Source organism: Massilia sp. BHUDP2 (genome assembly GCF_046236355.1).
Taxonomy (GTDB): domain Bacteria; phylum Pseudomonadota; class Gammaproteobacteria; order Burkholderiales; family Burkholderiaceae_D; genus Telluria; species Telluria varians.
In genome coordinates this window covers 555,028-580,970 of record NZ_JBJUVW010000003.1, presented here as the reverse complement: position 1 = coordinate 580,970, position 25,943 = coordinate 555,028, and the positions used below count along the sequence as shown (strand labels likewise).

28 protein-coding genes and 1 tRNA gene are annotated in these 25,943 nt (G+C 64.6%); 9 read left to right on the top strand and 20 right to left on the bottom strand.

The annotated features are described in order from the left end of the window. Positions 1-5: 5 nt before the first annotated feature. The 8 genes from ACK6C6_RS19350 to ACK6C6_RS19315 form a co-directional block, all read right to left on the bottom strand. Positions 6-968 (bottom strand): glucokinase, encoded by a 963-nt coding sequence (locus ACK6C6_RS19350; RefSeq protein WP_409268803.1) that lies wholly within the window; start codon positions 966-968, stop codon positions 6-8. After that, complete coding sequence (locus tag ACK6C6_RS19345) at positions 965-3,454, bottom strand: glycoside hydrolase family 3 N-terminal domain-containing protein (RefSeq protein ID WP_409268801.1); 2,490 nt, start codon at positions 3,452-3,454, stop codon at positions 965-967. The genes ACK6C6_RS19350 and ACK6C6_RS19345 overlap by 4 nt, the downstream gene beginning before the upstream one ends. Positions 3,455-3,487: 33 nt before the next feature. Continuing rightward, entirely contained in the window at positions 3,488-4,855 is a 1,368-nt protein-coding gene (locus tag ACK6C6_RS19340) for a GH1 family beta-glucosidase (RefSeq protein ID WP_409268800.1), read from the bottom strand. Positions 4,856-4,945: 90 nt separating this feature from the next. Then, positions 4,946-5,992 carry a LacI family DNA-binding transcriptional regulator gene (locus ACK6C6_RS19335; protein WP_409268799.1) on the bottom strand — a complete coding sequence of 349 codons (1,047 nt, stop codon included), beginning with the start codon at positions 5,990-5,992 and terminating at the stop codon, positions 4,946-4,948. A 77-nt stretch (positions 5,993-6,069) separates the two neighbouring features. After that, complete coding sequence (locus ACK6C6_RS19330) at positions 6,070-7,134, bottom strand: ABC transporter ATP-binding protein (protein ID WP_409268798.1); 1,065 nt, start codon at positions 7,132-7,134, stop codon at positions 6,070-6,072. 6 nt (positions 7,135-7,140) lie between these two features. After that, entirely contained in the window at positions 7,141-8,007 is an 867-nt protein-coding gene (locus ACK6C6_RS19325) for a carbohydrate ABC transporter permease (protein WP_409269201.1), read from the bottom strand. Between the two features lie 32 nt (positions 8,008-8,039). Further along, positions 8,040-8,927 carry a carbohydrate ABC transporter permease gene (locus tag ACK6C6_RS19320; protein WP_409268796.1) on the bottom strand — a complete coding sequence of 296 codons (888 nt, stop codon included), beginning with the start codon at positions 8,925-8,927 and terminating at the stop codon, positions 8,040-8,042. A 5-nt stretch (positions 8,928-8,932) separates the two neighbouring features. Beyond that, on the bottom strand, positions 8,933-10,189 hold the full coding sequence (locus tag ACK6C6_RS19315; protein WP_409268795.1) for an ABC transporter substrate-binding protein: 1,257 nt from the start codon (positions 10,187-10,189) through the stop codon (positions 8,933-8,935). Between the two features lie 283 nt (positions 10,190-10,472). Here ACK6C6_RS19315 and ACK6C6_RS19310 point away from each other — a divergent pair, with 283 nt between their 5' ends. Both ACK6C6_RS19310 and ACK6C6_RS19305 read left to right on the top strand, forming a co-directional pair. Further along, positions 10,473-11,681, top strand: a complete 1,209-nt coding sequence (locus tag ACK6C6_RS19310) for a cation:proton antiporter (protein ID WP_409268794.1) — start codon at positions 10,473-10,475, stop codon at positions 11,679-11,681. 223 nt (positions 11,682-11,904) lie between these two features. Further along, positions 11,905-12,453 carry a paar repeat-containing protein gene (locus ACK6C6_RS19305; protein ID WP_409268793.1) on the top strand — a complete coding sequence of 183 codons (549 nt, stop codon included), beginning with the start codon at positions 11,905-11,907 and terminating at the stop codon, positions 12,451-12,453. A gap of 20 nt (positions 12,454-12,473) precedes the next feature. Here the strand turns inward: ACK6C6_RS19305 and ACK6C6_RS19300 are convergent, their stop codons facing one another. Next, positions 12,474-12,605, bottom strand: coding sequence for a histidine kinase dimerization/phospho-acceptor domain-containing protein (locus tag ACK6C6_RS19300; RefSeq protein WP_409269199.1), 132 nt, complete (start codon positions 12,603-12,605; stop codon positions 12,474-12,476). A 342-nt stretch (positions 12,606-12,947) separates the two neighbouring features. On the opposite strand from ACK6C6_RS19300, the gene ACK6C6_RS19295 reads away from it, so the two are divergent. Continuing rightward, positions 12,948-13,316 (top strand): Abi family protein, encoded by a 369-nt coding sequence (locus ACK6C6_RS19295; RefSeq protein WP_409268792.1) that lies wholly within the window; start codon positions 12,948-12,950, stop codon positions 13,314-13,316. A 123-nt stretch (positions 13,317-13,439) separates the two neighbouring features. Here the strand turns inward: ACK6C6_RS19295 and ACK6C6_RS19290 are convergent. The 6 genes from ACK6C6_RS19290 to petA form a co-directional block, all read right to left on the bottom strand. Then, positions 13,440-13,515 (bottom strand) — tRNA-Thr (locus ACK6C6_RS19290). Positions 13,516-13,540: 25 nt separating this feature from the next. Next, positions 13,541-14,023: a ClpXP protease specificity-enhancing factor gene (locus ACK6C6_RS19285; protein ID WP_409268790.1), complete on the bottom strand. Its 483-nt coding sequence runs from the start codon at positions 14,021-14,023 to the stop codon at positions 13,541-13,543. A 129-nt stretch (positions 14,024-14,152) separates the two neighbouring features. Further along, the gene (locus ACK6C6_RS19280; protein WP_026354566.1) at positions 14,153-14,764 is read right to left on the bottom strand and encodes a glutathione S-transferase N-terminal domain-containing protein; all 612 of its coding nucleotides are present in this window, start codon (positions 14,762-14,764) and stop codon (positions 14,153-14,155) included. A 99-nt stretch (positions 14,765-14,863) separates the two neighbouring features. Further along, positions 14,864-15,625, bottom strand: coding sequence for a cytochrome c1 (locus ACK6C6_RS19275; protein ID WP_209589523.1), 762 nt, complete (start codon positions 15,623-15,625; stop codon positions 14,864-14,866). Between the two features lie 22 nt (positions 15,626-15,647). Continuing rightward, positions 15,648-17,063, bottom strand: coding sequence for a cytochrome b (locus ACK6C6_RS19270; RefSeq protein ID WP_409268789.1), 1,416 nt, complete (start codon positions 17,061-17,063; stop codon positions 15,648-15,650). Position 17,064: 1 nt separating this feature from the next. Then, entirely contained in the window at positions 17,065-17,679 is a 615-nt protein-coding gene (petA, locus tag ACK6C6_RS19265; RefSeq protein WP_036205961.1) for a ubiquinol-cytochrome c reductase iron-sulfur subunit, read from the bottom strand. 228 nt (positions 17,680-17,907) lie between these two features. On the opposite strand from petA, the gene mscL reads away from it, so the two are divergent. From mscL to ACK6C6_RS19245, 4 genes are read left to right on the top strand one after another with little or no spacing between them, the layout of a single operon-like run. Next, positions 17,908-18,321, top strand: coding sequence for a large conductance mechanosensitive channel protein MscL (mscL, locus tag ACK6C6_RS19260; RefSeq protein WP_409268787.1), 414 nt, complete (start codon positions 17,908-17,910; stop codon positions 18,319-18,321). Between the two features lie 47 nt (positions 18,322-18,368). Then, a complete protein-coding gene (locus tag ACK6C6_RS19255) occupies positions 18,369-19,544 on the top strand; it encodes a Do family serine endopeptidase (RefSeq protein WP_409269198.1) in 1,176 nt (391 codons plus the stop codon). An 18-nt stretch (positions 19,545-19,562) separates the two neighbouring features. Next, positions 19,563-20,264: a DUF2461 domain-containing protein gene (locus tag ACK6C6_RS19250; protein WP_409268786.1), complete on the top strand. Its 702-nt coding sequence runs from the start codon at positions 19,563-19,565 to the stop codon at positions 20,262-20,264. Between the two features lie 11 nt (positions 20,265-20,275). Then, positions 20,276-20,650 carry a cupin domain-containing protein gene (locus ACK6C6_RS19245; RefSeq protein WP_036205958.1) on the top strand — a complete coding sequence of 125 codons (375 nt, stop codon included), beginning with the start codon at positions 20,276-20,278 and terminating at the stop codon, positions 20,648-20,650. Between the two features lie 172 nt (positions 20,651-20,822). Here the strand turns inward: ACK6C6_RS19245 and ACK6C6_RS19240 are convergent, their stop codons facing one another. The 5 genes from ACK6C6_RS19240 to ACK6C6_RS19220 all read right to left on the bottom strand — a co-directional run bounded on the left by ACK6C6_RS19240 (position 20,823) and on the right by ACK6C6_RS19220 (position 23,680). Next, complete coding sequence (locus tag ACK6C6_RS19240) at positions 20,823-21,854, bottom strand: NAD(P)H-dependent glycerol-3-phosphate dehydrogenase (RefSeq protein WP_209589527.1); 1,032 nt, start codon at positions 21,852-21,854, stop codon at positions 20,823-20,825. A 25-nt stretch (positions 21,855-21,879) separates the two neighbouring features. After that, positions 21,880-22,320, bottom strand: coding sequence for an SH3 domain-containing protein (locus ACK6C6_RS19235; protein WP_209589528.1), 441 nt, complete (start codon positions 22,318-22,320; stop codon positions 21,880-21,882). Between the two features lie 78 nt (positions 22,321-22,398). Next, a complete protein-coding gene (secB, locus tag ACK6C6_RS19230; RefSeq protein WP_409268784.1) occupies positions 22,399-22,857 on the bottom strand; it encodes a protein-export chaperone SecB in 459 nt (152 codons plus the stop codon). A gap of 131 nt (positions 22,858-22,988) precedes the next feature. Beyond that, a complete protein-coding gene (grxC, locus tag ACK6C6_RS19225) occupies positions 22,989-23,258 on the bottom strand; it encodes a glutaredoxin 3 (protein WP_036205956.1) in 270 nt (89 codons plus the stop codon). Between the two features lie 20 nt (positions 23,259-23,278). Beyond that, positions 23,279-23,680, bottom strand: a complete 402-nt coding sequence (locus ACK6C6_RS19220; protein ID WP_027867492.1) for a rhodanese-like domain-containing protein — start codon at positions 23,678-23,680, stop codon at positions 23,279-23,281. 88 nt (positions 23,681-23,768) lie between these two features. Between ACK6C6_RS19220 and gpmA the strand changes: the two genes are divergently transcribed. Together gpmA and ACK6C6_RS19210 are read left to right on the top strand one after the other, a co-directional pair. Continuing rightward, positions 23,769-24,515 (top strand): 2,3-diphosphoglycerate-dependent phosphoglycerate mutase, encoded by a 747-nt coding sequence (gene gpmA, locus ACK6C6_RS19215; protein ID WP_027867493.1) that lies wholly within the window; start codon positions 23,769-23,771, stop codon positions 24,513-24,515. A gap of 9 nt (positions 24,516-24,524) precedes the next feature. Beyond that, complete coding sequence (locus ACK6C6_RS19210) at positions 24,525-25,937, top strand: murein hydrolase activator EnvC family protein (RefSeq protein WP_409269197.1); 1,413 nt, start codon at positions 24,525-24,527, stop codon at positions 25,935-25,937. The last annotated feature ends 6 nt before the right edge of the window (positions 25,938-25,943 follow it).

Here is a 25,943-nt window from a genome sequence, read left to right as displayed (position 1 = left end):
TCCGTTTATTGCAGGGTCGCGATATGGTCCGACAGCATCGCGGATACGCCGCGCAGCGCCGGGTACTGCTCGGTAATCAGGTAGGTCGGGATGCGTGCGAGGTAAGGACTGAGACGCCCCTTGTCCTCGAAACGTGCGCGGAAAGCTGATTCGGTGAACAGTTTACCAAGCCTTGGCACGATGCCGCCACCAATATACATGCCGCCGGTCGCGCCCAGGGTCAGTGCGACGTTTCCCGCAACGCTCCCGAGCACCGCGCAGAAGATCTCGACCGTCTTGACGCAGTCGCTCGACGTGCCCTCGATCGCGGCGCCGGTGATGCCTGGGGCATCGACGCGCTTGCCGCTCAAGACCCAGTGGATCAGCTCCAGGCCCATGCCCGACAGCAGGCGTTCGGCCGACACGTGGCCGTACTCTCCCCACAGCGCTTCCAGGATCGCCACTTCCTCCTTCGTCGAGGGCGCAAAACTCACGTGGCCACCTTCGCCGGCCAGGGCGATCCAGCGCGTCCCGGCCGGGATCACGCCCGATACACCGAGGCCCGTGCCCGGGCCGATCAAGCCGATGGGCCGGTTCGCCAGTTCGATGCCGCCGCCGATGCGCTCGCGTCCCTCGGGCGCCAGGTGCGGCAGCGACATCGCCAGCGCGGCGAAATCGTTCACCACCAGCAAGCTAGCCAGGCCTTGTTGGCGGCGCAGCTCCTCGATCGAGAAGCTCCAGTGGTGGTTGGTCATGCTGACCCGGTCGTCCTCGACCGGGTTGGCGATCGCCAGCGCCGCATGGCGCACGCGCTCCACCGCCAGCCCGCGGCCGGCTGCCTTGCCGAGGTAGGCCTGCATGGCCTCGCCCAGGGTTGGATAATCGGCACAGGCCAGCACCTCGACATCGATGAAGTCCTCTCCCGACTGCAGGGCGAAGCGGGCGTTGGTGCCGCCAATGTCCGCCAGCAGCCTTGGCTCTGCGCTCATCGCAGTTCCTCGCAGCGCACCGCATCGGCTTCGCTCGCTGCACCGCCGGCGATCTCGATGTTGGTGAAGGCGGCGGCAAAGGCGGCGTCGCTGCTCACGCTGAAGGGCGTGTCCACCTTGGAGAGAATGGTGCCCTTGGCCTGGAAGCAGGCCAGCGGAATAGCGACGGTCTGTTTGCCCTTGCCGGCCAGGCGCTTGAACAGGGCCGTGGTGTCGAGACTGCCGGCGCCCATGCGCATCGTGACCTTGCCTGCGGGTGCGCTTGATACGATGGTGTCGAAGCGCAGCGCTGCATTGGCACTGGCCGCGGCCGGCAGCACCATCGCACGGGGGCCGCGCGCCTCGACGGTGGCGGGGCCGGTCCAGGTGACCAGCTTGGCGTCCTGCTGGGTATTGACCTGCGAGGTCTGCACGCTCACGCCCGGCAGCTTGAAGGTCGAATTCAGGTCGGCGCCCAGCACCAGGGTTTGCCCGCCGCTGCGGATCGTCAGCGGGAAGCTGGCGCGGTCGGCCTGGCTGAATACCGGAAAGCTGTTGCTGACGCCACAGCCGCCTTGCGGATAGGTGGTGTCCAGTTTGCCGACTTTCGAGCGCGTTGCGGCCTTGAGGCCGTAGCCATAGGCGAACAGCGGCGCATAATTCTTGTCGCCCACGTTCAAGTCGGTCTGGCAGGCCGATTTCGGCCACGCGAAGGGCAGCTTGCCGCTGAAGTCGTAGCGTTTGGCGCTGGATACCAGCAGGTCCGACACGCCCTTGCCCTCGGTGCCCGGCAGCCAGGCGGCCACGAACACGTCCGACAGGTTGAGCAGGTCGTTGACGTAGAGCGGACGGCCCGAGACGAACACGGTGACCACCGGCTTGCCCTTGCCGGCAACCGCCTGCAGCACCGCCAGGTCTTCCGGATAGCGGCTGGAATGGCGCAGGGTGCCGTTCGGACCGATGTCGCCGTCGCCTTCCGCATACGGGCGCTCGCCGATCACCGCCACCACCACGTCGAACTTCGCTAGGTCGACGCCTTTGCCGTCTACGCTGAACGTGACATTGTCCTTGCCGGTTGCCTCGCGAATGCCGGTCAATACCGTGTCGCCATTCGGGAAGTCGGCATTGGTGTTGGCCGTGCCCTGCCAGGTGATCGACCAGCCGCCGCTCTGGTTCGACATGTCGTCCGCCGTCTTGCCGACCACCAGGATCTTCTTCCCGCGTGCGATCGGCAGGACTGGCTGATCGTTCTTGAGCAGCACCAGCGACTCGCGCACCGCGCGGCGCGCCAGCTCGCGCGGCTGCATGACCTCGTCCTTGCCGGCGTAGACGTTCTGCGCCGGGCTCTTGTCGAACAGGCCGGCGCGCAGCTTGACGCGGATGATGCGGCTCACGGCGTCGTCGATGCGCGCCATCGGGATCTCGCCGCTTTCTACTTGCCTGATGGTGTTGGCGATAAACGCCTTCCAGTCGTCCGGCACCATGATCATGTCGTTGCCGGCATTGATCGCGGCCGCGCAGCTGTCGTTGCGGCAGCCCGGCACTTCACCGTGGCCGTTCCAGTCGGTGATGACGAAGCCGTCGAAGCCCATCTTCGTCTTCAGCACATCGGTGAGCAAGGCGCGGCTGCCGTGCATCTTGCCGTAGTTGGTGCCGCCCGCCACGTCGTTCCAGGAATTGAACGAGGACATGACGGTCTGCACGCCCGCCTCCAGGGCCGGATAGTAGCCGGCGCCGTGGATGTTGATCATCTGCGAGCGGCTAGCCTTGTTGACGCCGCGGTCCTTGCCGAACTCGGTGCCGCCGTCGCCGATGAAATGCTTGGCGGTGGCGATGGTGTTGGCATCATCCTTCAGCATGCCCTGCATCCCGCGCACGTAGGCGCCGGCATAGCTTTTCACGATGTCCGGATTCTCGGAATAGCTCTCGTAGGTGCGTCCCCAGCGGTCATCGCGCACCACCGCCAGGGTGGGGCCGAAGACCCAGGCGATGCCGCTGGCACGCGTGGCTTTCGCGGTGGCCGCGCCGATTTCCTCCATCAGCTTCGGGTTGCGTGCCGCGCCCAGGCCGATGTTGTGGGGGAACAGGGTGGCGCCGAACACGTTGTTGTGGCCGTGGACGGCGTCCGTGCCCCACACGACCGGCACCTTGACCGCCATGTCGGTGGCCATCGAAGCCTCGTGGTAGCGCTGCGCCAGCGCCAGCCATTCGGCGGCCTTGGCATGCTTGTTCCCGTTCGGCCAGCTGCCGCCGCCGTTGAGCACCGAACCAAGGTAGTAGCGCTTGACGTCCTCCGGCGTGGCGCTCTTGATCTCGGGCTGGGTCATCTGGCCGACCTTCTGCGCCAGCGTCATCTTGCCGACGATGTCGCGGACGCGCTGTTCGAGCGCCGCGTCCTTGGCGATGGCGCTGCGCACGGCAGGCCAGTCATTCAAGGGGGCTGCCGTAGCAGGGAGGGCCAGCGCGATGGCCAGCGCCAGTACCGGGTTGCGAAGCATGGGTGTCATGGGGTCGTCTCGCTGTCTTGTTGTATGTTCGTTTTATTCGCCGCGCAGGAAGGAGCGGTACCACTTGCCGCTGCCCTTCAGGCGGCGCTGCTGGCTTGCGTAATCGATGTGGGTGAGTCCAAAGCGCTTCAGGAAGCCCTCCGCCCATTCGAAGTTGTCGAGCAGGCTCCAGGCGAAGTAGCCCTTGACCGGCACGCCGTCCCTGATGGCCGCGTTCAAGGCGGCCAGGTGCCGCATCAAATAGTGGCGGCGCTCGACGTCGTCGATCTCGCCGTCCGCGCCCACCTCGTCGGCATAGCAGGAGCCGTTCTCGGTGATGTACATCGGGCCCGGATGGTAGTCCTTCTCGATGCGCAGCAGGAGCTCGGCCAGGCCCTGCGGCGCCACTTCCCAGCCCATGTAGGTGGTCTCGACGCCGGGCGCGGGCGGCAGCACGCGCGCCGACAGGGGGCCGTGGCCCGGGGCGTGCTGAATGGTCTCGGGGAAGTAGTAGTTCACGCCGAGGAAGTCGGTCGGCACCGCGATGGCCTCGAGGTCGCCCGGCAGCACGATGGGGGCAGCGTCGCCGATCGCCTCCAGGATCGCTTTCGGGTAGCCGTGGCCGTAGAGCGGATCGAGGAACCAACGGTAGCGCAGGCCGTCGTGGCGTTCGGTGGCGGCGATGTCCTCAGGCTGGCTGGAAGCCGGGCGCACCGGATGCAGGCTCAGGGCGAGGCCGGCTTTCGCATTGCGGACGTTGGCGCGGATCAGCGGCACCGCCTTGCCGTGCGAGAGCAGCACGTGATGCGCCACCTGCAGCGCGGTCTTGAAATCGGTATTGCCCGGCGCGTGCCAGCCTTCGTAGTTGCCGATGATGGCCGTGCACCAGGGTTCGTTATGGGTGATCCAGTGTTGCACGCGGTCGCCCAGGCGGCGCGTCATCGCGTCGACAAAGGCGAGGTAGGCGTCGACGGTGGCGCGCTCGTTCCAGCCGCCGCGGTCCTGCAGATACTGCGGCAGGTCCCAGTGGTAGAGCGTGGCCCAGGGCTGCAGGCCGCGTTCCAGCATGCCGTCCACCAGGCGCGAATAGAAATCCAGGCCCTTTTCGTTGGGCTTGCCGCCCACCTCGGAAAAGATGCGCGGCCAGGCGATCGAGAAGCGGTAGGCGTTCAGTCCCATGTCGCGGCCGATGTCGAAGTCTTCCGGCCAGCGGTGGTAGTGGTCGCAGGCGACCGATCCGTTGGAGCCGTCCTTGATTTTCCCCGGCGTGGCGGCGAAACGGTCCCAGATCGATTCGACCCGGCCGTCTTCCTGGCCGGCGCCTTCGATCTGGTACGACGAGGTGGCGCAGCCCCACAAGAAGTCGGGGGCGAAATCGCCGCGCGATGGGGCGCTCGGCTCTGGACGGGATGCTTTTGTCATGGTCTGGTCTGGTTGAGCTTGTTACGCTAGGATATTTGGAAAGCTTTCCAATTGCAATCTAAAAAAAAGGCCGACGGGCGGCCCTCCCTCTTATTTCTTTCTGCTGCGCGTGCGTCCGGCCGCGCTCTCGCTCGGCCCTTTGGCCAGCGAGGCGCGCAGCGTCACGCTCACCGGGAAGGTGCGCGTCACCGGGCGGTGCAGGTCGTAGCAGCGGTTGAGCAGGGCGTTCAGGCCATTGAGCGTCATCTCGCGCCAGGGCATGTGCACCGAGGTCAGGCGCGGGGCCGAGAACGCGGCGCTCGGGGTATCGTCGTAGCCGATCACCGACAGGTCGCGCGGCACGCTGATGCCGGCTTCCTGGAAGTAGGCCAGCGCGCCCACCGCCATCTCGTCGTTGGCGCAGAACAGGGCGGTGCACTTGGTGCCCGAATCGATCAGCGCCTTGGCCGCCGACCAGCCGCCCTGGGGCGAAAAGTCGCTTTCCATCATCCAGACCTTCTTGGTGTCGATGCCCTCGGCTTGCAGCTCGCGCATGAAGCCGTCGATGCGGGCCACGTTGTCGGCCAGCGCCGTCGGGCCGGCAATCACGGCGATGTCGCGGTGCTTGTAGTCGAGCAGGGTGCGCGCGGCCAGGCGCCCGCCCAGCACGTGGTCGACCGTGAAGCACTGCTCGGGAATCTGCTTGAACTCGTGGTTCAGCGCGACGATCTGCTTCTGCTTGCCGCCCAGGTTGGCCAGGTCCTCGTCGCTGAGGGCGCTGGTCATCATGACGATGCCGTCGCAGCCGCGCTCGACCAGGAACTCGATGCCCTCGATGGCCTGGCGCCGCGCGTCGCCCAGGCCGACGCCGAAGGCCACCACCATGTGCAGGCCGGCGGCGCGCAATTCGGTGTCGATGATCTGCAGGATCGGGGTGTAGAAGGTGCCGCTCAGGACCGGGATGTAAACGCCGACCATCCGGCTGGTGCCGGACAGCAGGGCGCGCGCCGCGTGCGAGGGACGAAAGCCCAGCTCGTCGATCGCCTTGCGCACGCGTTCCAGCGTGGCCGGCGACACCGAGCCCTTGCCGCTGACCACGCGCGAGGCGGTGCCGAGGCCGACGCCGGCGAGGCGCGCTACGTCCTTGATGGTTGCCACTGAGGATCCCTAAGCTGTTGTTTAGTTATTCGATAAACACCGAAGCATACTGCATTCATCTGACACTGGCACCTGTCTTAAAGGCGCTTGCCGCTGCTTGGGTCGAACAACGAGACCCGCGCCGTGTCGATGTCGAAGCGCACCGCCTGCCCGGTGGCCAGCGGCCGCGGGTCGTGCACGATGCTCGAGAGCTGGTGGCCGCCGCAGTCCAGCCAGACGACCTGGTGGTTGCCCATCGGCTCGACCAGCGTGACCGAGGCCTGCAAGGAGCCGTTTTCGTCGAGATGGATGTCTTCCGGCCGCACCGCCAGCGTCACCGCGCCGGAGGGCGCCACGCAGTCCGGCGCCAGGTTCAGGGCCAGCATGCCCGCGCTGAAACGGCGCTGCACGTCGAGTTCCCCCTCGAGCCGGCCGTCGACGAAGTTCATCGACGGCGAGCCGAGGAAGCCCGCCACGAAACGGTTGGCCGGACGCTCGTAGACTTCGCTCGGCGTGCCGATCTGCTGGATGCGGCCGCCCTGCATCACGACGATGCGGGTGGCCAGGGTCATCGCCTCGGCCTGGTCGTGGGTCACGTAGATCATGGTCGAACCGAGCGCCTGGTGCAGCATCTTGAGTTCGCGGCGCAGTTCCGCGCGCAGCTTGGCGTCCAGGTTCGAGAGCGGCTCGTCGAACAGGTAGACCCCGGCTTCGCGCACCAGGGCGCGGCCGATCGCCACGCGCTGGCGCTGGCCACCCGAGAGCTGGGCAGGTTTGCGGTCCAGCAGCGACTCCAGTTGCAGCATCGCGGCCGCCTTCTGCACGCGGCGCCCGATCTCGGCCTTGGGTGCGCCGGAGATGCGCAGGCCGAAGGACATGTTCTTCTCGACCGTCATGGTCGGGTACAGCGCATACGACTGGAATACCATGCCAATCCCGCGTTCGCTCGGGTCGGCGTAGCTCATGTCGCGCCCGCCGATCTCGATCGAGCCCTCGGCCAGGTCGATCAGGCCGGCAATGCTGTGCAGCAGGGTGGACTTGCCGCAGCCGGAAGGCCCGAGCAGGACCAGGAACTCGCCCGGCTCGACCTGCAGGTCGAGGTCGCGGATGACCTGATTGCTGCCGCGGGTGATGCACAGCTTGCGGAGGTGGACGTTCGACATGCTCGTTTATCCTTTGACGGCGCCGGCGGCGATGCCGCGCACGAACCAGCGTCCCGAGATGAAATAGATCGCCAGCGGCAGCGCGGCCGTGAGCATGGTCGCGGCCATGTTGACGTTGTACAGGCGGGTGCCGGTGGTGGTGTTGATCACGTTATTCAGCTGCACCGTCATCGGCGCATTGTCGCGGCCCGCGAACACCAGGCCGAGGATGTAGTCGTTCCACACGCCCGTGACCTGCATGATGGCGGCGACCACCACGATGGGCAGCGACATCGGCAGCATCACCTGCAGGAAGATGCGCCAGAAGCCGCCGCCGTCGATGCGGGCGGCCTGGAACAGCTCGTGCGGCACCGAAGCGTAGTAGTTCCGGAACAGCAGGGTCATGATCGGCATGCCGAAGATGACGTGCACCAGCACGATGGCCGGCAGCGAACCGAACACGCCGGCGCGCGCCATCATCCACACCAGCGGATAGATCATCACCTGCACCGGGATGAAGGCGCCGGCCAGCAGCACCCCGAACAGGACATTGGCGCCGCGCGGCTTCCAGAACGACAGCGCGTAGCCGTTGATGGCGCCCAGCAGGATCGGAATGACGGTACTCGGCACCGTGATCGCCACCGAATTCCAGAAGCCGCCGCTGACCTGGCTCCAGGCGTTCCTCCACGGCTCCACGGTGGCCAGGAGGGGCAGGGCGAACACGTTGCCGTTCCTGATCTCGTCCATCGACTTGAAGGAGGTGATGATCATGACGTACAGCGGCAGCAGGAAGTACAGCGCGGCGCTGAAGAGGAAGGCGTAGACGCCGATGCGCGCCGGCGACAGGCGCTTGCGACGCGCGGCCGGGGCGGTTTTCACGGGTTCGAGCGGCATGACGGGAACGGCCGGCTGCAGGGTAGTAGAGCTCATGCGCGTTTCCTCCGGCTGCGTGCGTAGGCATAGGGCGCCAGCAGGGCCAGCACCGGGATGAGCAGGGTGACGGCGCCGGCCGAGGCCAGCCCGATGTTCGAACGCAGGAACAAATGGTCCATGATGAACTTGGCCGGCACTTCGCTGGCGGTACCCGGGCCGCCGCCGGTCATGGCCACCACCGCGTCATACAGTTTCACGACGGCAGTGCACAGCAGCAGGAACACGGTGGCCACGGTCGGCCCCAGCATCGGCAGCACGATCTGCAGGTAGACACGCCAGGCCGCGATGCCGTCCAGGCGCGCCGCCTTGTAGATCTCCGGATCGACGCCGCGCAGGCCGGCCAGCATCATCGCCATCACCAGGCCCGAGGCCTGCCAGACGGCGGCGATGACGATGGTGTAGATGACCATCTCCTGGTCGATGATCCAGTCGAAGCGGAAGCCCGGGAATCCCAGTTGCCGCACCGCGCCCTCGATGCCGGCGTCGGGCGCCAGCATCCACTGCCACACCAGGCCGGTGGCCACAAAAGACATCGCATACGGATACAGGAAGACGGTGCGCAGGAAGCCCTCGCCGCTGACGTTCTGGTCGATGAAGGCCGCCAGCAGGAAGCCGAGCACCATGCAGGCGACGATGAACAGCGCGCCATAGACGGCCAGGTTGTTCAGCGAGATCAGCCAGCGCTCGTTGTCGAACAGGCGCACGTACTGGGCGGCGCCGATGAAGTTATCCGACGGGAAGGTGCGCGAGGCGGTGAACGAGGTGCGCAAGGTCCACAGCGCCGCGCCGACGTAGGCGACCAGCACCGTCAGCGCCATCGGAAGGAGGGCGAGATGCGGGGCAACGCGGGGACGGAGTTTATGGGCGCGCAGGGTCAGCATGGCGGTCAGTATTTGAGGGCGTTGGCGATGCTCTTCTGGGCGCGTTCGACCGGCATAGTGGTGTTCCAGTAGGCGGTCAGGACGTCCTGCATGGCGCCGTTCTGGTCCGGCGTCAGGTACACCTCGGTGACGCCGGCCTGGCGCGCGCGGTCTTTCATGATCTCGATGCCCTTTTGCGCGCACAGGTCGAGTCCTGTCGCATCGGCATCAAGGTGCACCGGGATCGAGCCTTTCAGCTTGCTGAAACCCACTTGCAGGCCGGGTTGCGACACCACGTTGGCGAGCAGCTGCTGCGCCTTGACGGCCTGGCCCTTGTCGGTGCGCGGGAAGACGAACACGTCGCCCTGGATCAGGTAGGGCGTGGCCGGGCTGAAACCGGCCATGCAGCCGTAGTGCTGGCCCGCGACCTGGCCTGCGTTGGTGAACTCGCCCTTGGCCCAGTCGCCCATCACCTGGAAGCCCGCCTTGCCACTGATGACCAGGGCGGTGGCGTCGTTCCAGTTGCGGCCCGGCGAGCCTGCGTCGACATAGGATTTCAGGCGCTTGAAGGCCAGCAGCACCTGGCGGAACTGCGGCGAGAGCAGGGTGGCCTGGTCGCGGTCGCGGATGGCCTTCAGGTACAGCTCCTTGCCACCCATGTTGGCCAGGATCGCCGAGAACAGCACGGTCTCCTGCCAGGACTGGCCGCCGTGGGCGAGGGGGATGATGCCGGCGGCCTTGAGCTTGTCGAGCGCGTCGAAGAATTCGCTCATGCTGCCCGGCTCCCTCGCGATGCCGGCTTTTTTGAACGCGGCCTTCGAATACCAGAACCAGGTCTGCATGTGGATGTTCAGCGGCACCGCGTAGTAATGGCCCTGCACCTTGATCACGTCGATGATCGGGGTGGGCAGCATCTGGTCCCAGTTCTGGGCGCGCGCGACGGCGTCGACGTTGTTCAGCATCCCCGCTTCGATCACGTCGAGGAACTGCTTGGAGGTATTGAACTGGGCCGCGGTGGGCGGGTTGCCGCCGACGATGCGGTTGATGGTCACGGCACGGGACTGGTCGCCGCCGGCGATCGCGGTGTCGATCCACACGCCGCCGGCATCGCGGTAGGCCTGGGCGACCTGCTTGACCGCGGCCGATTCGCCGCCCGAGGTCCACCAGTGGATGACTTCCGCCCTGGGACCGGCGGCCACCGACGCGGCATGCGCCGGCGCGGCAGGCGTCATGGCAGCGGCGAGCCATGCGCAGGCCGTCGCCAGGGTGCGTGGTGTGAACATCGTGTCTCCGTGTGTGCCTGTATTTTTGGTAAAGTTGGAAACGTTACCATCGGCTTTGCCCGACTATAGCACCGGGTGAAATCGGGGTCAAACAAATATTGCAATCAGGATTCTGGCACATTTCTGATGTCGCCAAGGTAATAAAAGCTGCCCAAAAAAGTAGGCGACAGTCCATGTCCTGACAGCCAAATGATGTGGTATCGTTTCCAGTCATTGCCTGCGTTCAGCGCACTACAATGTCCGCCTTGCGCAATGCAAGAGACGAGACAGGCCTGGAGAGACCATGAATACCACCGAGATTTTCCTGATCGCGATGCTGCTCATTTTCGTTGCACCCTACCTGGTGTGGCGGCTTGGCAGGACCGATTATTTCGCGCCGCTGGCTGTCGTCCAGATCATCATGGGCATCCTGCTGGGGCCCGGCATCCTGGGTGCGGTCTATCCCGAATACCATCGCTTCGTCTTCAACCCGGACGTGGTGAAGACGCTGAACGGCATCGCCTGGTGGGGCGTGATGCTGTTCGTGATGCTGGCTGGGATCGAGCTCGACCTGAAGAAGGTGTGGCAGTACCGCCGCGAGAGCGTGACCACGGCCGGCCTGTCGCTGAGCATGCCGCTCTTGTTCGGCTGCGGCGCAGCCCTGCTGCTGCTCGCCTACGAGGGCTGGATCGGCCCCAGCGGCGCCCCCTGGCAGTTCGTGCTGGGCATCGGCATGGCCTGCGCGGTGACGGCGCTGCCGGTACTGGTACTCCTGATGGAAAAGCTCGACATCCTGCGTCAGCCGATGGGCCAGCGCATCCTGCGCTATGCCAGCCTGGACGACGTCGCCATCTGGGGCGTGCTGGCGCTGATCATGCTGGACTGGGAACGCGTGGGACGCCAGCTCGGCTTCCTGCTGGCCTTCGGCGTGCTGACCATCCTGTTCCGCCGGCTGATGCTGCGCCTGCCCGCAAGGGACCGCTGGTATGTCGCCCTGATCTGGCTGATCGCCTGCAGCCTCGGCGCCGACTGGGCCGGCCTGCACTACATGGTGGGCGCTTTCCTGGCCGGTGTGGTGATGGATGCGGACTGGTTCGAGCAGGAGAAACTGGACGCGCTGTTCAAGAACGTGCTGCTGGTCTTGATGCCGGTGTTCTTCCTGAGCACCGGCCTGCGCACGAAGTGGGACGTGGGCAGTTATCCGGTGTTCTTCGTGGCCGGGCTGCTGTTGTTGGCCTCGGTGGGCGGCAAGCTCGCCGGCGCGCATATCGCCGGCCGGGCGCTGGGCTGGAAAAAGGGCGAGGCTTCCATCATCGGATGGCTGCTGCAGACCAAGGGCCTGATCGAGATCATCTTCGCCAACATCCTGCTCGACAAGCAGATCATCACCAGCGAGACCTTCACCGCGCTGCTCCTGATGGCGGTGGCCAGCACGATGCTGACGATCCCGGTCGTGCATCCGAAGCTGAGCCGGGTACAGAACCGGGGATTGGTCGAACAGGCCAGTTCCTGATGCGCGAGGCCGCCGATCCGGCGGCCTTGTTCTTTCTTGGTGGCTGGAATTTCCTGCCAGATTCTGGTACCCGGCTGCAAGGTGTTTGCACAAGGAATGTGGGTGCGGAGCGAAGCCTGTCTGCGCCTCCTCAACTGCCGGGCACGCTCCTTTCCTATGATGAGTTCAGAGCCGGTGACCACGCACGGCGCCGGCGCTTGCGAGCACTCCTTGGGAGGAAATCATGTCCATCTCAAAACGCACGGCGACGCTGGACGCGGCACCCCGATCCTCGTCGCGCGCTGCAGCGCTCCTGGCGGAGAGCGAGGAGCACCTGACCCATCCAAACGTCGCCGCCTTCCTGAAGGCGATCGCGGCAGCCGAAGGCGGCGGCTATGATTTCCGGTATGGCGCGCTGAAGGGGAGGTCGGACGACCGCTGGCGCTTCACCGATATGTCGACCCATCCTGGGCCGGGCATCGGCGGCAAGTCCACCGCGGCCGGCATGTACCAGATCACCCGTCCCACCTGGCAGCATCATGGCGCCAAGCTCGGACTACGGGATTTTTCGCCGCGTACGCAGGACCTGATTGCGGTGGAAATCCTGCGCAGCCTGGGCATCATCGACGCGATCAAGCAGGGCGCGATTGCGGAGGTCATGCCGAAGGCGGCGCGCATCTGGGCCGCGCTGCCGAAAGGACCGGGGCAGCGCAACCACTACCCGCCGCAACGCTACGTCAGCTTCGATCGCTTTCTCTCCGCCTACCGCGATGCGGGCGGCAGCGTCGGCTGAGCGGCAAAGCGATCCATCAGCTATTGTGCGCCGCGAGCCCGTTCGTAGCCGTTCATGTCCGGCAGGCCGTGGGCGAATTTCAGCGTGAGCACGTCGAGCGAGCTGCGCATGGGCGCGAGCGGATTGCGTAGCTCGTGCGACAGCGTCGCCAGGAATTCGTCCTTGCGCCGGTCGGCGGCCGACAGCTGGGTGCTGAGTCGCTTGAGTTCCTCGTCGGCGCTATGGCGCGCTTCCAGCGCAGCGTCCGCCGCCTTGCGGGCGTTTCGCAGTCCGGAATTGTCCGGTTCTGGTGGCTATTTGATACTTCTTTGGATGTAATGCCAGGGCGTTGGGACAAGGCAAGACCACATGGCGCTCTTGATTGTCGCAAAGAATTATACAGAGAAAGTTGTGCCAGACCTGCGCAACCACTATAATAGCTGTCAACACACCCGCCATGCCTATGACTTCGGTTAAGCACAAATTGGCGGGTTTTTTTATGCCTGGAATTTTGAATGGCTCAGTACAATAAGCCTGCTTTCAACACCGCCCAGCATTTGCAGCAATGGCAACAGCGTGGATTGCTCATCCCTGACATGGACCGAGCTGAGCGCTATTTATCGAACATCAGTTACTATCGGCTGTCGACTTACTCGATTCCCTATTGCCAGGCTCCGGCGCAAGCTCACCAGTTCCGCGCCAATACCTCTTTCGATGACATCTTTGCGCTACAAACCCTGCTCTATACCATTAGCCCTTCCTCGCATTGGGCACAACGCCTGCAGGAACTGATGCAGCGTTATCCGCGCGTTTCCCTGGCCCATATGGGGATGCCTGTCAACTGGGCCGCCGACCCATTCTGGCAGGATGCCCTTCATGCCTAACGAGGGCATTCAGGCCTTTTCCCTGTCACGACACTGACATGAGAATAAGCTTGCACAGCGGTTACATAAACCCTAGAAAGCAAAAAGCCCAGCCAAATGGCTGGGCTCAGTGCTCGAGAATCATGGTGCCGACTGCAGGACTCGAACCCGCCACCTGATGATTACAAATCAACTGCTCTACCTGATGAGCTAAGTCGGCTTAATCTTGGAACAACGATTATACGCTATTTGATGCGTGTCAACGTTGGACGCCCACCCTTCTTGGGCGGCTCGTCGTCATCGCTCGGCGTGGAAGCGGTTTCAGCCGACGGCTTTTCCGCCTGCTTGCCCGGCACCGCCGACAGCGACGGTGCAGAAGCTTCCTCGGCAGACGGAGGCGCCATCTCCGACGCCGTCACGTTCACCTCGAAGGCCATCCCCTGGCCATTCTCGTTCGCGTAGATCGCCAGCACGTTCTGCACCGGAATGTACAGCTCGCGCGAGACGCCATTGAAGCGCGCCCGGAAGTGGATCGCGTCATTGTCCATCTTCAGGCCCGAGGTGGCGCCGTAGCTGATGTTCAGGATGATCTCGCCTTTGCGGACGTATTCCATCGGCACCGTCGTGGCGGCGTCGACCTTGACCGCGAGGTAGGGCGTGTAGCCGCTGTCCGTGCACCATTCGTAGATGGCGCGCAGCAGATAGGGCTTGGTGGAGATCTCTGACATGGATGTGATAAAAAAAGCTATACCTGACCGCGCCAGTTTACCGGATTCGCTTGGGCGGCGTCCGAAACCGGCGCGTATCGAATCGAGATGCGGAAAATGCGGACGGGGAGGACCCGCCCGCACATGGCATCAGCGGCGCATCACCTTCTCGGACGGGGTCAGCGCCTCGATGTAGGCCGGACGCGAGAAGATGCGCTCGGCGTACTTCATCAGCGGGGCCGCGGTCTTCGACAGCTCGATGCCGTAGTGGTCCAGGCGCCAGAGCAGCGGGGCGATCGCGACGTCCAGCATCGAGAACTCGTCGCCCAGCATGTACTTGTTCTTCAGGAACAGCGGAGCCAGCGTGGTCAGGCGGTCGCGGATTTCCGAACGGGCCTTGTCGTGGCTCTTGTCGTTCGTCTTGTTGCGCTCGCTTTCCAGCGTGTGCACATGGACGAACAGTTCCTTCTCGAAGTTGAACAGCATCAGGCGGGCACGGGCGCGCATCAGCGGGTCGGCCGGCATCAGCTGCGGGTGCGGGAAGCGCTCGTCGATGTACTCGTTGATGATGTTCGACTCATACAGGATCAGTTCGCGCTCGACCAGGATCGGCACCTGGCCGTAGGGGTTCATGGTCGAGATGTCTTCCGGCTTGTTGAACAGGTCGACGTCGCGCACCTCGAAGTCCATGCCCTTTTCGAACAGGACCAGGCGGCAGCGTTGGGAGAACGGGCACGTGGTGCCGGAGTAGAGAACCATCATGGTTTATAGTTCCTTAAGAAACAATGGGGTGAAGCGCCTAGCGATTCACCCCGAAAAATGATTGCCCGTATTATAGCCAACCGGGCAATGAAAGCGAATTTACTTCACTTCTTTCCAGTAGGATTTGTTTAAAAGCCAAGCTAGGAAGGCAAATCCTGTCATGAACAGCAACACGATAACCCCCAACTTCTTGCGCGTGTCTTGCGCTGGCTCAGCCATCCACACCAGGTAGGCAACCAGGTCGGCGGTCGCGGTGTCGAACTCCTGCTGGGTCATCGTGCCCGGTTGTACCGCTTCGAAACCGACGAACTTGTGCAGGGTCTTGCCGGCTTCGTGCGGGTCAGGCACGTCCTGGAACTTCGCCTGGCGCACGCCCTGTTCCTGCCACATCACGTGCGGCATGGCCACGTTCGGCACCACCATGTTGTTCCAGCCGGTCGGGCGGGTGTCGTCCTTGTAGAAAGTGCGCAGGTAGGTGTACAGGTAGTCCGCACCGGTGCCCGAAGGCGATGCCTTGGCGCGCGCCATCACCGACAAATCCGGCGGCACGGCGCCGAACCAGGCCTTGGCGTCGTCCGGGCGCATGGCCGTGGTCATCATGCCGCCAACCTTGTCTTGTGAAAACAACAGATTGTTCTTGATCTGCTCTTCGGTCAGGCCGATATCGCGCAGGCGGTTGTAGCGCATGGCGGACGCCGAGTGGCAGTTCAGGCAGTGGTTCACGAACAGCTTGGCGCCGTTCTGCAGCGAGGCCAGGTCGCTGCGCTCCGGTGCCGGCTCGAGCGGGAAGCCGCCTTCCGCGGCGAATGCCAGTCCCGGCACCAGGGCCAGGACCGCGATCAGTTTCTTCGCAAATTTCATGTGTCTGTCCTTTGGTCCGTGATTAGTGTGCCGAGTAGGTCAGGCGATTCGGGACCGGCTTGAAGCGGCCCATCGTGCTCCACCACGGCATCAACAGGAAGAACGCAAAGTACAGCAGGGTCGCCACTTGCGAGATGATGGTGTAGGCCGGCGTCGGCAGCTGGGTGCCCAGGTAGCCCAGGGTCACGAAGCACAGCGCGAACAGGATGTACACGTACTTGTGCCAGTCGGGACGGTAGCGGATCGAGCGCGCCGGCGAGTGGTCGAGCCACGGCAGGAAGGCGATGATCACCACCGACGAACCGAACAGCACCACGCCCCAGAATTTTGCATCCAGCACCTGCGGCAGCATGCCGACGATCAGGACCAGGCCGATCACGGCCACGGCGATCTTGGTCTTGTAGGCCAGGCGCGACTTGAGCCAGATGAACACGACGTAGGCGGCAATCGCGGCCATCAGCACGTACATGAAGTCGGCGGTGGTGGCGCGCAGCACCGAGTAGAACGGCGTGAAGTACCAGGTCGGCGCGATGTGCGGCGGGGTCTTCATCGGGTCGGCCGGCAGGAAGTTGTTGTACTCCAGGAAGTAGCCGCCCATTTCAGGCGCGAAGAACACGACCGCCGAGAAGATGGTCAGGAACACCGCCACGCCGAAGAAGTCCTTGGTCGAGTAGTAGGGGTGCGAGGGGATGCCGTCGACCGGATGGCCGTCCGCGTCCAGGTTGTCCTTGATCTCGATGCCGTCCGGGTTGTTCGAGCCGACTTCGTGCAGCGCGATCAGGTGCGCCGCCACCAGGCCCAGGATCACCAGCGGCAGGGCGATGACGTGGAAGGCGAAGAAGCGGTTCAGGGTGGCGTCCGACACGACGTAGTCGCCGCGGATCCACAGCGACAGGTCCGGGCCGATGACCGGGATCGCACCGAACAGGTTGACGATCACCTGGGCGCCCCAGTACGACATCTGGCCCCACGGCAGCAGGTAGCCGAAGAAGGCTTCGGCCATCAGGCACAGGAAGATGCCGAAGCCGAACAGCCAGATCAGCTCGCGCGGCTTGCGGTAGGAGCCGTACATCAGGCCGCGCGCCATGTGCAGGTAGACCACGATGAAGAACATCGAGGCGCCGGTCGAGTGCATGTAGCGCACCAGCCAGCCCCAGGGCACTTCGCGCATGATGTACTCGACCGAGCCGAAGGCCAGGTTGGCATCCGGCTTGTAGTGCATGGTCAGGAAGATGCCGGTGACGATCTGCAGCACCAGCACCAGCATGGCCAGCGAACCGAACAGGTACCAGACGTTGAAGTTCTTCGGCGCGTAGTACTTGCCCCACTGGTCGTTCCACAGCTTCGACAGCGGGAAGCGGTCGTCGACCCAGGCCAGGGCCTTGGCGCCTGCGCCCGCGTTGGCCGGGACTTGGGTTTCTTTGAATGGTCCGCCCATGTTATGCCTCGCCTTTCTCGTCTTTGCCGATGATCAGCTTGTTATCGGAGAGGTACATGTACGGCGGGACGTCCATGTTGGTCGGCGCCGGCTTGTTGCGGAAGACGCGCGCCGACAGGTCGAAGGTCGAGCCGTGGCAGGGGCAGAGGAAGCCGCCCGGCCAGTTGTCGGGCAGATTCGGCTGGGGGCCGGACGCGAGGCGCGAGGAGGGCGAGCAGCCGAGGTGGGAGCAGATGCCGACCGTGACCAGCACTTCCTTGTGGTCTTCGCGCGCGCGCCAGGGGTTCCTGGCGTATTCCGGCGTGGGCAGCTGGTATTCTTTTTCGGAGTTGGGGTCGGCCAGTTCGGCCGTGTCCTTCTCGAGGGTGGCCATCATCTCCGGGGTGCGGCGCAGGATCCAGACCGGCTTGCCGCGCCATTCGACCACCTTCATATCGCCTGGCTTGACGTCGGAGATGTCGACCTCGACCGGGGCGCCGGCGGCTTTCGCCCGCTCCGACGGCTGGAAGGTACTCACAAGAACGCCCGCCGTGGACACCCCGACGACGCCACCAGCAGCGCATGTCGCGACGAGCAGTCCGCGTCGGCCTGAATCGACCTGCTTTTCAATACTCATACCAACCCCACTCCGTGAAAATACGAATCTTAAGAATCAATAAAGAGCTTCCAGCAACACAAAATTATATGTGAACGGCAATACCGATTGGAAAAAAATTATCAAGCGGACACATCCGCGCGGAACTGACCCTCCTGTTAGACCACAAAGCTGCGTGTGCATCCGTAGCATTGTCGCTTGGGGTATCATGAAATCGCATGACTCAATAACAACCTAAGGGGAACAAACATGTCAATGATGGGAGAGTTCAAAACCTTCGCCATGCGCGGCAACGTCGTCGATCTTGCGGTCGGCGTGATCATCGGCGGCGCCTTCGGCCGCATCGTCGATTCGCTGGTGAAGGATGTCATCATGCCGCCGATCAGTATGTTGTTCGGCGGCCTCGATTTCTCGAATTACTACCTGCCCCTGAATGGCCAGGACACCGCGCTGCCGCTGGCCGAGGCCCAAAAGGCGGGCGCCGTGCTCGCCTACGGCAACTTCCTCACCATTCTGCTGAACTTTATCCTGCTCGCCTTTGTCATCTTCCAGATGGTGCGCGTCGTGAACCGCCTGCGCGGCCCGGTCGAGGCGCCGACGGCAGCGGAGAAGGAAGAGATCCTGCTGCTGCGCGACATTCGCGACTCCCTGAAGAAGCCCTGAGAAAGCAAGCCATGAGCGACAGCGTCCATGAACTCAAGCCGCCGGGCATGCGCCCGCGGCGCCAGCCGGGAGCGTTCAGGCGCTTCTGGCTGCTGTTCGCGCAGGCCGTCACGGTCGCGCTGGCGCTGTATTTCGTGGTCGCCGCCATGCGGCCGGACTGGCTGGAGCGCGCGCCCGCGCGGGTGGCGCTCGGCCCGGCCGGCCAGCAGGTGCCGGTGCTGCAGGGGGCCAGCGTGCCGGCCAGCGGCAGCTACCGCGAGGCGGCCGGGCGCGCCATGCCGGCCGTCGTCAACATCCTCACCAGCAAGGCCACGCGCGAGACGCATCCGCTGCTGAAAGACCCCTTCTTCCGCCGCTTCTTCGGCGACCGGATGCCGCCCGACGAGCAGCTGGCCAGCCTCGGCTCGGGCGTGATCGTCAGCGGCGACGGCTACATCCTGACCAACAACCACGTGATCGAAGGCGCCGACGTCATCGAGGTCGGCCTGGCGGACGGGCGCAAGGCGGCGGCGCGCGTGGTCGGCACCGATCCGGAAACCGACCTGGCCGTGATCCGCATTGCGGAGCGCAAGCTGCCGGTGATGGTGCTGGGCGATCCGGAAAGCGCGCGGGTGGGCGACGTGGTGCTGGCCATCGGCAATCCGTTCGGCGTGGGCCAGACCGTCACCCTCGGCATCATCTCTGCGCTGGGGCGCAACAACCTGCACATCAACCACTTCGAGAATTTCATCCAGACCGACGCCGCGATCAACTTCGGCAACTCGGGCGGGGCGCTGGTGGACACCAACGGCCAGCTGCTCGGGATTAACTCGGCCATCTACTCGCAGACCGGCGGCTCGGTCGGCATCGGCTTCGCCATCCCGGTCAGTACCGCCAAGATGGTGCTGGATTCGATCGTCAAGCATGGCCAGGTGGTGCGCGGCTGGATCGGCATCGAATCGCAGGACATCACGCCCGAACTGGCCGAAAGCTTCGGCCTGGGCCGCTCGAGCGGCGCCATCATCGCCGGCGTGGTGCGCGGCGGCCCGGCCGACCGCGCCGGCATGCGTCCCGGGGACATCCTGGTTGCGGTCGGCGGCAAGGACGTGGCCAACACCAGCGAGATGCTCAACCTGATCGCCCAGCTCGAGCCGGGCGAAAAGGCGCCGCTGCGCATCCTGCGCAAGAACCGCGAGTCCACGCTCGACGTCACCGTCGGCAAGCGTCCGCGCCAGCCCCAGTAACTTTTTTCGGACCTCTTCATGCACCTGCGTGACCTGACGCAATTCTTAAGCGAGCTCAGCGAGAACAACAACCGTCCCTGGTTCCTCTGGAACAAACCACGCTACGACATCCTGCGGGCCGAATTCCTGCAAGTGGTCACCGAATTGATCGGAGAGCTGGGCGCTTTCGACAAGCAGGTGGCCGCCTGCGATCCCAAGAAGGCGCTGTTCCGCATCCACCGCGACGTGCGCTTCGCCAAGGACAAGCGGCCCTACAAAACCCATTTCTCGGCCGGCATCGCGCCGCTCAACAAGCGCCGTCCGAGTGCGGCGGGCGGCCCGACCTATTACTTCCACATCGAGGCCAACGGCAACCTGCTGTTCGGCGCGGGCGAATACCTGCCGCCGGCGCACCGCCTGAAGGCGATCCGCCAGCACGTGGTCAACGATGCGACAGGCTTCAGCAAAATGTTGAAGAATAAGCATCTCCGCGCGACCTATGGCGACCTGCAGTTCGAAGACGTCCTGCAGCGGCCTCCGAAAGGCGTCGACCCGAACCACCCGCTGGTCGAGTACCTGAAGCTGAAGAGCTATTTCGTCTGGGTCGAGGTGCCGCTGCTGCTCAACTCACCCGAGTTGCTGGTGCCGCAGCTGGCGAGCGGAATGAAGGATGCGTTCCCGCTTGTCACCTGGCTACGCAGCGTGCCGGAGACGCGGGAAGAAGAGGACACAAACGAATAAGGAGGGCGACCATGGCCTTGCAACACGCAGTTTCGGGCGAGCGCATCGTATTACAGCGCGGCGACGACGACATCGCCCATTTCACGTCGATTGCGCTCATCAAGACCGAGCACATGGAACTGATCCGGCTGGTGCTGCCGAAGGAAAAGCCGATGCCCGAGCACCGGGTCGAGGGCGAGATGACCCTGGTGTGCCTGGAAGGAGAAATCGCCTTCGACGCGCACGGGCGCACCACGATCCTGCGGCCGAACGAGATGGTGTATCTGGCGGGCGGAGAGCCGCACGCGATCCGCGCCAACAAGGATGCGGTGGCCTTGATGACCATCCTGCTGGGGCCGGTGCGCACGGGTGGGCCGACGAATGATCCGCGTGGGTCGGGTAACTGAGGGTGCGCTGCGCTCTGGTACGTTAGCGGTACGCGACGAAATTGGATCCCGGCCTTCGCCGGGATGACGTTGTTTAAGTGTGCGAGTACGCTGGCGCTACCCACTTCAGTTAACTGAAAGACCGTCGTACCGGCGAAGGCCGGTACCCAATTTTGCCTGAGCAGCCACTAACTCAAGCCAACTCATCCCTCGGATCCCGCGCCAGCAACCTCTGCGCCATCTCCGTCGCATTTACCCCATCGAACAGCACCGCGGCCACCGCCTCGGTAATCGGCATCTCCACGCCCAGCCTGCGCGACAGTTCACGCACCGCCTTCGCGCACGGCACGCCTTCCGCCACGTGCCCCAGTTCGGCCACGATGGTGTCCAGCTGCTTGCCCTGCGCCAGCGCCAGCCCGACGCGCCGGTTGCGCGACAGGTCGCCGGTGCAGGTCAGGATCAGGTCGCCCATGCCGGTCAGGCCCATGAAGGTGCCGGCCTGCGCGCCCAGGTGCACGCCCAGGCGGGTGATTTCGGCCAGCCCGCGGGTGATCAGGGCCGCGCGGGCGTTCAGGCCCAGTCCCAGGCCGTCCGAGACCCCGGTGGCGATCGCCATCACGTTCTTGACCGCGCCGCCCACTTCCACGCCGACCATGTCGTCGCAGGCGTAGACCCGCATGTTGTCGGCGTGCGCCGCCGCGACCACGCGCTCGCGCAGCGGCGCCGAGGTCGAGGCCACGGTCAGGGCGCAGGGCAGGGCGCGCGCCACTTCCTGGGCAAAGGAGGGGCCGGACAGCGCCGCTGCCGGCACGCTGTCGCCCAGCACCTCGGCCGCCACCTGGTGCGGCAGCAGGCCAGTGCCGGCTTCGAAGCCCTTGCACAGCCAGACCACGTTCGGAATGGCGCGGCCCTTCAGCTGCCCCAGCAGGGGGCGCAGGCCGGCCACCGGGCAGGCCAGGATCAGGAGCGGTGCTTCATCAATCGAGGCCCCGGCCACGTGGGCCAGCGCGGCCTCGAAGTCGGCGCTCACGCGCAAGGCCGCCGGCAGCGGGTAGCCGGGCAGGTAATGCAGGTTCTCGCGCGCTGCCTGGGTTTCGGCCATCTGCTCGGGATTGCGGCCCCACAGCAGCACGTCGTGGCGGGCGGCCAGGGCGATGGCCACGGCCGTGCCCCAGGCGCCGGCGCCCAGGACGGTGATCTTGGAAGGAGTTTTCTGTTGTTGCATGCGCATTAGCTAAAACTGCGGGGCATCACAGGCCCCAGACGTCGTTCGCACGGACATAGCCGTCGATGCCGTCACGGTGGCGAATCCGGATCCAGGTGAGGGCGGTCGGGTCGACCAGTTCGAGCAGGACGCCCCTGTCGGCCGTCATCAGGACCTGGCTGGTCTCGTCGGGGCCGGCGAATACCTTGGCCCCGGGCGTGCGAACCACGAGGTTGCGGCGCGGGCTCAGGCCCTTGGCTTCGGTCCAGGCCAGGTCGCCGTTGGCGTCGCGGACCTTGACCCACTCGGCGTAGCTCGACACCACCTGCAGCGGCATGCCGCGCGGGGCGATGTACATCCTGGCGCCCTTGGTGCTCGGGGTGTCGTACAGGATCACCGGGGCCGCGCCCACGCTCTTGAAGTCGAAGGCGAATGCGGACGGTGCCGCCAGCAGGAGCACGCTTGCAAGGAGACGGGATGGAATCATGGCGGGCCGAAGGACGAAGTGACCGGGGCGCCGGAGGCACGGACACCGCAAGGAGCGGCGCCCGTGGATGGGAACAACTTATTGTGCCGGGGTTGCAGCGGCCTGGGCCATTGCCTGCTGGCGCTGCTGGTAGAAGGCTTCGAAGTTGATCTCGGCCAGGTGCACCGGCGGGAAGCCTGCACGGCTGATCACGTCAGCGATGTTGGCGCGCAGGTACGGGTAGACGATGTTCGGGCAGCCGATGCCCAGCAGCGGATCCATCTGGTCAGCCGGGATGTTGCGGGCTTCGAAGATGCCTGCCTGCTTGCCTTCGACCAGGAAAGCGACCTTGTCCTTCAGCTTGGCGGTGACGGTGATGGTCACGGTCGATTCGTAGATGCCTTCGGCGATCGACTCGGCGCCGACGTCCAGCGACACTTCGATGGTCGGGGCTTCCTGCTCGAGGAAGATCGACGGGGAATTCGGTTGTTCCAGCGACATGTCTTTCAGGTAGACGCGTTGGATTTGGAATACTGGTTGCAGGTTTTCGTCGGACATGGAACGCTTTCGTTTTAAATGATGGTGGACGGACGCGCCGTCCCGGTACTTTGGTCAAACGCGAGGGCAATTGTATCAAAATCAATTCTGATGCAATACCCCCAGCGCCACGGACCCCAAAGCCCGTCAAATCAAGCTTGCTGGCCCTTCAGCAGCGGATCCAGGCGGCCGGCCTGGTCGAGTGCGTACAGGTCGTCGAAGCCGCCGACGTGGGTGTCGCCCACGTAGATTTGCGGCACGGTGCGGCGGCCGGTGCGCTGCATCATGATCTGGCGCTGCTCCGGATCGAGGTCGATGCGGATACGTTCGATGTCGGTCACGCCCTTGGCTTCGAGCAGGCGCTCGGCGCGGACGCAGTAGGGGCAGCTGGCAGTGTGGTAGAGAACGACGTGTGCGGTCATGATGCTTCCTTTCCCATAAATTATTTAGTCACCGGCAAGCCGGCCGCGATCCATGCCGCCTGGCCGCCTTCGAGCGCATGTGCGTCCTCGAAGCCGGCCGCCTGCAGCTGGCGCGCCGCCTTGTCGGCACGGGCGCCGGTCTGGCAGACGACGATCACGGTGCGGTTCTTCGACTTCTCCAGCTCGCCGATCCGCTTGTCCAAGTCTGCCAGCGGGATGTGTTTCGCGTCGCGCAGGTGGCTGGCGGCATATTCCTCGGCAGTCCTCACGTCGAGCACGAGGCTCTTGCCGCGGTTGATCATCTGCGTGGCCTGCAGCGGGGTGACGCGCTTGCCGCGCGGGCCCAGGGCCGGCCAGAGCAGGGCGCCGCCGGAAATCACGGCGATCGCTACGATGAAGATATTATCGAGAATGAAATTCACAAGGGTTCCGTTGGTTGTACTGAATCGGGGCATTATAAAATAGATGTCGGACCGGATTTTAATTGCACTTTTAGCGAGAAGAGTATCTATGTACAAAATCGTATTCATGCGCCACGGCGAATCCACCTGGAACCTGGAAAACCGCTTCACCGGCTGGACCGACGTCGACCTGACCGAGAAGGGCATCAACGAAGCCAGGAGCGCCGGCCGCGTGCTCAAGGAAGCCGGTTTCACCTTCGACGTGGCCTACACTTCGGTGCTCAAGCGTGCGATCCGCACCCTGTGGCTGGCGATGGACGAGATGGACATGATGTACCTGCCGGTGAAGAACGACTGGCGCCTGAACGAGCGCCACTACGGCGCCCTGCAGGGCCTGGACAAGGGCGAGACGGCAGCAAAATTCGGCGACGAGCAGGTGCTGGTCTGGCGCCGCAGCTACGATACCCCGCCGCCGGCGCTGGAAGAAAACGATCCGCGTACCTCCTTCAATGACCCGCGCTACGCGGCCCTGGCGAAAGAGCAGATCCCGCTGACCGAATGCCTGAAGGACACCGTGGCCCGCGTCATGCCGTGCTGGGACGAGGAGATCGCCCCGGCCATCCGCGCCGGCAAGAACATCCTGATCTCGGCCCACGGCAACAGCCTGCGCGCCATCATCAAGATGCTGGACAACATCAGCGACACCGACATCGTCGGCCTGAACATCCCGAACGGCCAGCCGCTGGTGTATGAGCTGGATGCGGACCTGAAGCCGATCAAGCACTACTACCTGGGCGACCAGGAAGCGATCGCCGCCGCCGTGGCGGCCGTGGCCAGCCAAGGGAAGGCGAAATAAGTCTTGCGTTTGCCATTCACGAAGTTCGCCGGCAGCGCGCTCCTGGGCGCGCTGCTGGCCGTCGCGCTGCTTGAACCCGCTTTTGCCCAACGCCAGACCGAACGCAGCCGCCAGAAGGTGACTGCGGAGAAGCAGCGCACCGGTATCCAGCAGAAGCTGGAAGCGATCAAGCGCGACATCGCCCGCACCGAGGACGCGCGGGCCGACGCCGCCGACGAGCTGGCGGCGTCCGAGGCCGCCATCTCCGACGCCAACCGCGCCTTGCGCGACCTGGCCGAGGAACAGGACGCGACCAGCACGCGTCTCAATGAGCTGTCGAAACAGGGTGAAGGCTTGCAGCAAACAATTGTTAATCAAAAGAAACAATTGTCACAACTGCTGCGCGAACACTACGTGGCCGGCAACGAAGACCGGATCAAGCTCCTTCTGTCCGGCGACAACCCGAACCGCATCAACCGCGACCTGCAGATGATGGCCTATGTGTCGCAGGCCCAGGCAAAACTGCTGGACTCGCTGCGCGCCAACCTGGCCGAAGTCGAGGCCAACCGCGACAAGGTCGAGAACGCCCAGCTGGAGCTGCAGGAAATCGCCAGCGAGCAGCAGGAACAGAAAGCAACGCTGGAGAAGGAAAAGGCCAAGCGCGCCGGCTTGCTGCAGAACCTGTCGACCAAGCTGGCCGACCAGCGCAAGCAGGCCGACCGCCTGCAGCGCGACGAACAGCGCATGACCGAGCTGGTGGACCGCCTGTCGCGCCTGATCCGCGAGCAGGCCGAGGCCGAACGGCGCCGCCAGGCCGCCCTGGCCGCGGCCAAGGCCAAGGCCGAAGCGGAAGCGAAGGCGCGCGCCCTGGCTAGAGTCAAGGCCGCCGCCGAACGGGCCGAGCGCGAGCGCATCGCGCGCCAGAGCGGCAAGCCGGCGCCCAAGCCGGAGCCCGAGCCGCCGCCGCGGGTGGCCGAGCAGAAGCCGCCTGAAACCCGTCCGAGCGAGGTGGAGCGGGAGGTCCCGCTGGCCCCGCCGGCGCCGGCCGGCGCCTTCGCCGCCCTCAAGGGACGCCTGACGGCGCCGATCAGCGGCAACATCCGCGCCCGCTTCGGCGCCCGCCGTACCGAAAGCCTGACCTGGAAAGGCATGTTCTTCACCGCGCCGGAAGGCGCCGAAGTGCGCGCCGTCGGACCGGGACGGGTGGTGCACGCCGAATGGATGCGCGGCTGGGGCAACATGATCATCATCGACCACGGCGGCGAATACCTGTCGACCTACGGCTTCACCTCGGCGGTGCTGAAGCGACCCGGCGACATGGTGCGCGCCGGCGAGGTGATCGCGAGCGCGGGCAATACCGGCGGTATCGAGGAATCGGGGCTATACTTTGAGCTCAGGCATCGCGGCAAGGCCTTCGATCCTTCAGGCTGGATCAAATTCTAGGAAACA

Bases quoted from the DNA above. Each gene is read 5' to 3' on its own strand.
- ACK6C6_RS19275 (WP_209589523.1), bottom strand. From the start codon at position 15,625: ATGAAATTTGCGAAGAAACTGATCGCGGTCCTGGCCCTGGTGCCGGGA.
- ACK6C6_RS19315 (WP_409268795.1), bottom strand. From the start codon at position 10,189: ATGTTCACACCACGCACCCTGGCGACGGCCTGCGCATGGCTCGCCGCT.
- ACK6C6_RS19305 (WP_409268793.1), top strand. From the start codon at position 11,905: ATGTCCATCTCAAAACGCACGGCGACGCTGGACGCGGCACCCCGATCC.
- ACK6C6_RS19325 (WP_409269201.1), bottom strand. From the start codon at position 8,007: ATGCCGCTCGAACCCGTGAAAACCGCCCCGGCCGCGCGTCGCAAGCGC.
- ACK6C6_RS19320 (WP_409268796.1), bottom strand. From the start codon at position 8,927: ATGCTGACCCTGCGCGCCCATAAACTCCGTCCCCGCGTTGCCCCGCAT.
- ACK6C6_RS19250 (WP_409268786.1), top strand. From the start codon at position 19,563: ATGCACCTGCGTGACCTGACGCAATTCTTAAGCGAGCTCAGCGAGAAC.
- ACK6C6_RS19350 (WP_409268803.1), bottom strand. From the start codon at position 968: ATGAGCGCAGAGCCAAGGCTGCTGGCGGACATTGGCGGCACCAACGCC.
- ACK6C6_RS19280 (WP_026354566.1), bottom strand. From the start codon at position 14,764: ATGATGGTTCTCTACTCCGGCACCACGTGCCCGTTCTCCCAACGCTGC.
- ACK6C6_RS19255 (WP_409269198.1), top strand. From the start codon at position 18,369: ATGCGCCCGCGGCGCCAGCCGGGAGCGTTCAGGCGCTTCTGGCTGCTG.
- ACK6C6_RS19240 (WP_209589527.1), bottom strand. From the start codon at position 21,854: ATGCAACAACAGAAAACTCCTTCCAAGATCACCGTCCTGGGCGCCGGC.
- grxC (WP_036205956.1), bottom strand. From the start codon at position 23,258: ATGACCGCACACGTCGTTCTCTACCACACTGCCAGCTGCCCCTACTGC.
- ACK6C6_RS19295 (WP_409268792.1), top strand. From the start codon at position 12,948: ATGGCTCAGTACAATAAGCCTGCTTTCAACACCGCCCAGCATTTGCAG.
- ACK6C6_RS19345 (WP_409268801.1), bottom strand. From the start codon at position 3,454: ATGACACCCATGCTTCGCAACCCGGTACTGGCGCTGGCCATCGCGCTG.
- secB (WP_409268784.1), bottom strand. From the start codon at position 22,857: ATGTCCGACGAAAACCTGCAACCAGTATTCCAAATCCAACGCGTCTAC.
- ACK6C6_RS19330 (WP_409268798.1), bottom strand. From the start codon at position 7,134: ATGTCGAACGTCCACCTCCGCAAGCTGTGCATCACCCGCGGCAGCAAT.
- ACK6C6_RS19270 (WP_409268789.1), bottom strand. From the start codon at position 17,063: ATGGGCGGACCATTCAAAGAAACCCAAGTCCCGGCCAACGCGGGCGCA.
- gpmA (WP_027867493.1), top strand. From the start codon at position 23,769: ATGTACAAAATCGTATTCATGCGCCACGGCGAATCCACCTGGAACCTG.
- ACK6C6_RS19310 (WP_409268794.1), top strand. From the start codon at position 10,473: ATGAATACCACCGAGATTTTCCTGATCGCGATGCTGCTCATTTTCGTT.
- petA (WP_036205961.1), bottom strand. From the start codon at position 17,679: ATGAGTATTGAAAAGCAGGTCGATTCAGGCCGACGCGGACTGCTCGTC.
- ACK6C6_RS19245 (WP_036205958.1), top strand. From the start codon at position 20,276: ATGGCCTTGCAACACGCAGTTTCGGGCGAGCGCATCGTATTACAGCGC.
- mscL (WP_409268787.1), top strand. From the start codon at position 17,908: ATGTCAATGATGGGAGAGTTCAAAACCTTCGCCATGCGCGGCAACGTC.
- ACK6C6_RS19235 (WP_209589528.1), bottom strand. From the start codon at position 22,320: ATGATTCCATCCCGTCTCCTTGCAAGCGTGCTCCTGCTGGCGGCACCG.
- ACK6C6_RS19285 (WP_409268790.1), bottom strand. From the start codon at position 14,023: ATGTCAGAGATCTCCACCAAGCCCTATCTGCTGCGCGCCATCTACGAA.
- ACK6C6_RS19340 (WP_409268800.1), bottom strand. From the start codon at position 4,855: ATGACAAAAGCATCCCGTCCAGAGCCGAGCGCCCCATCGCGCGGCGAT.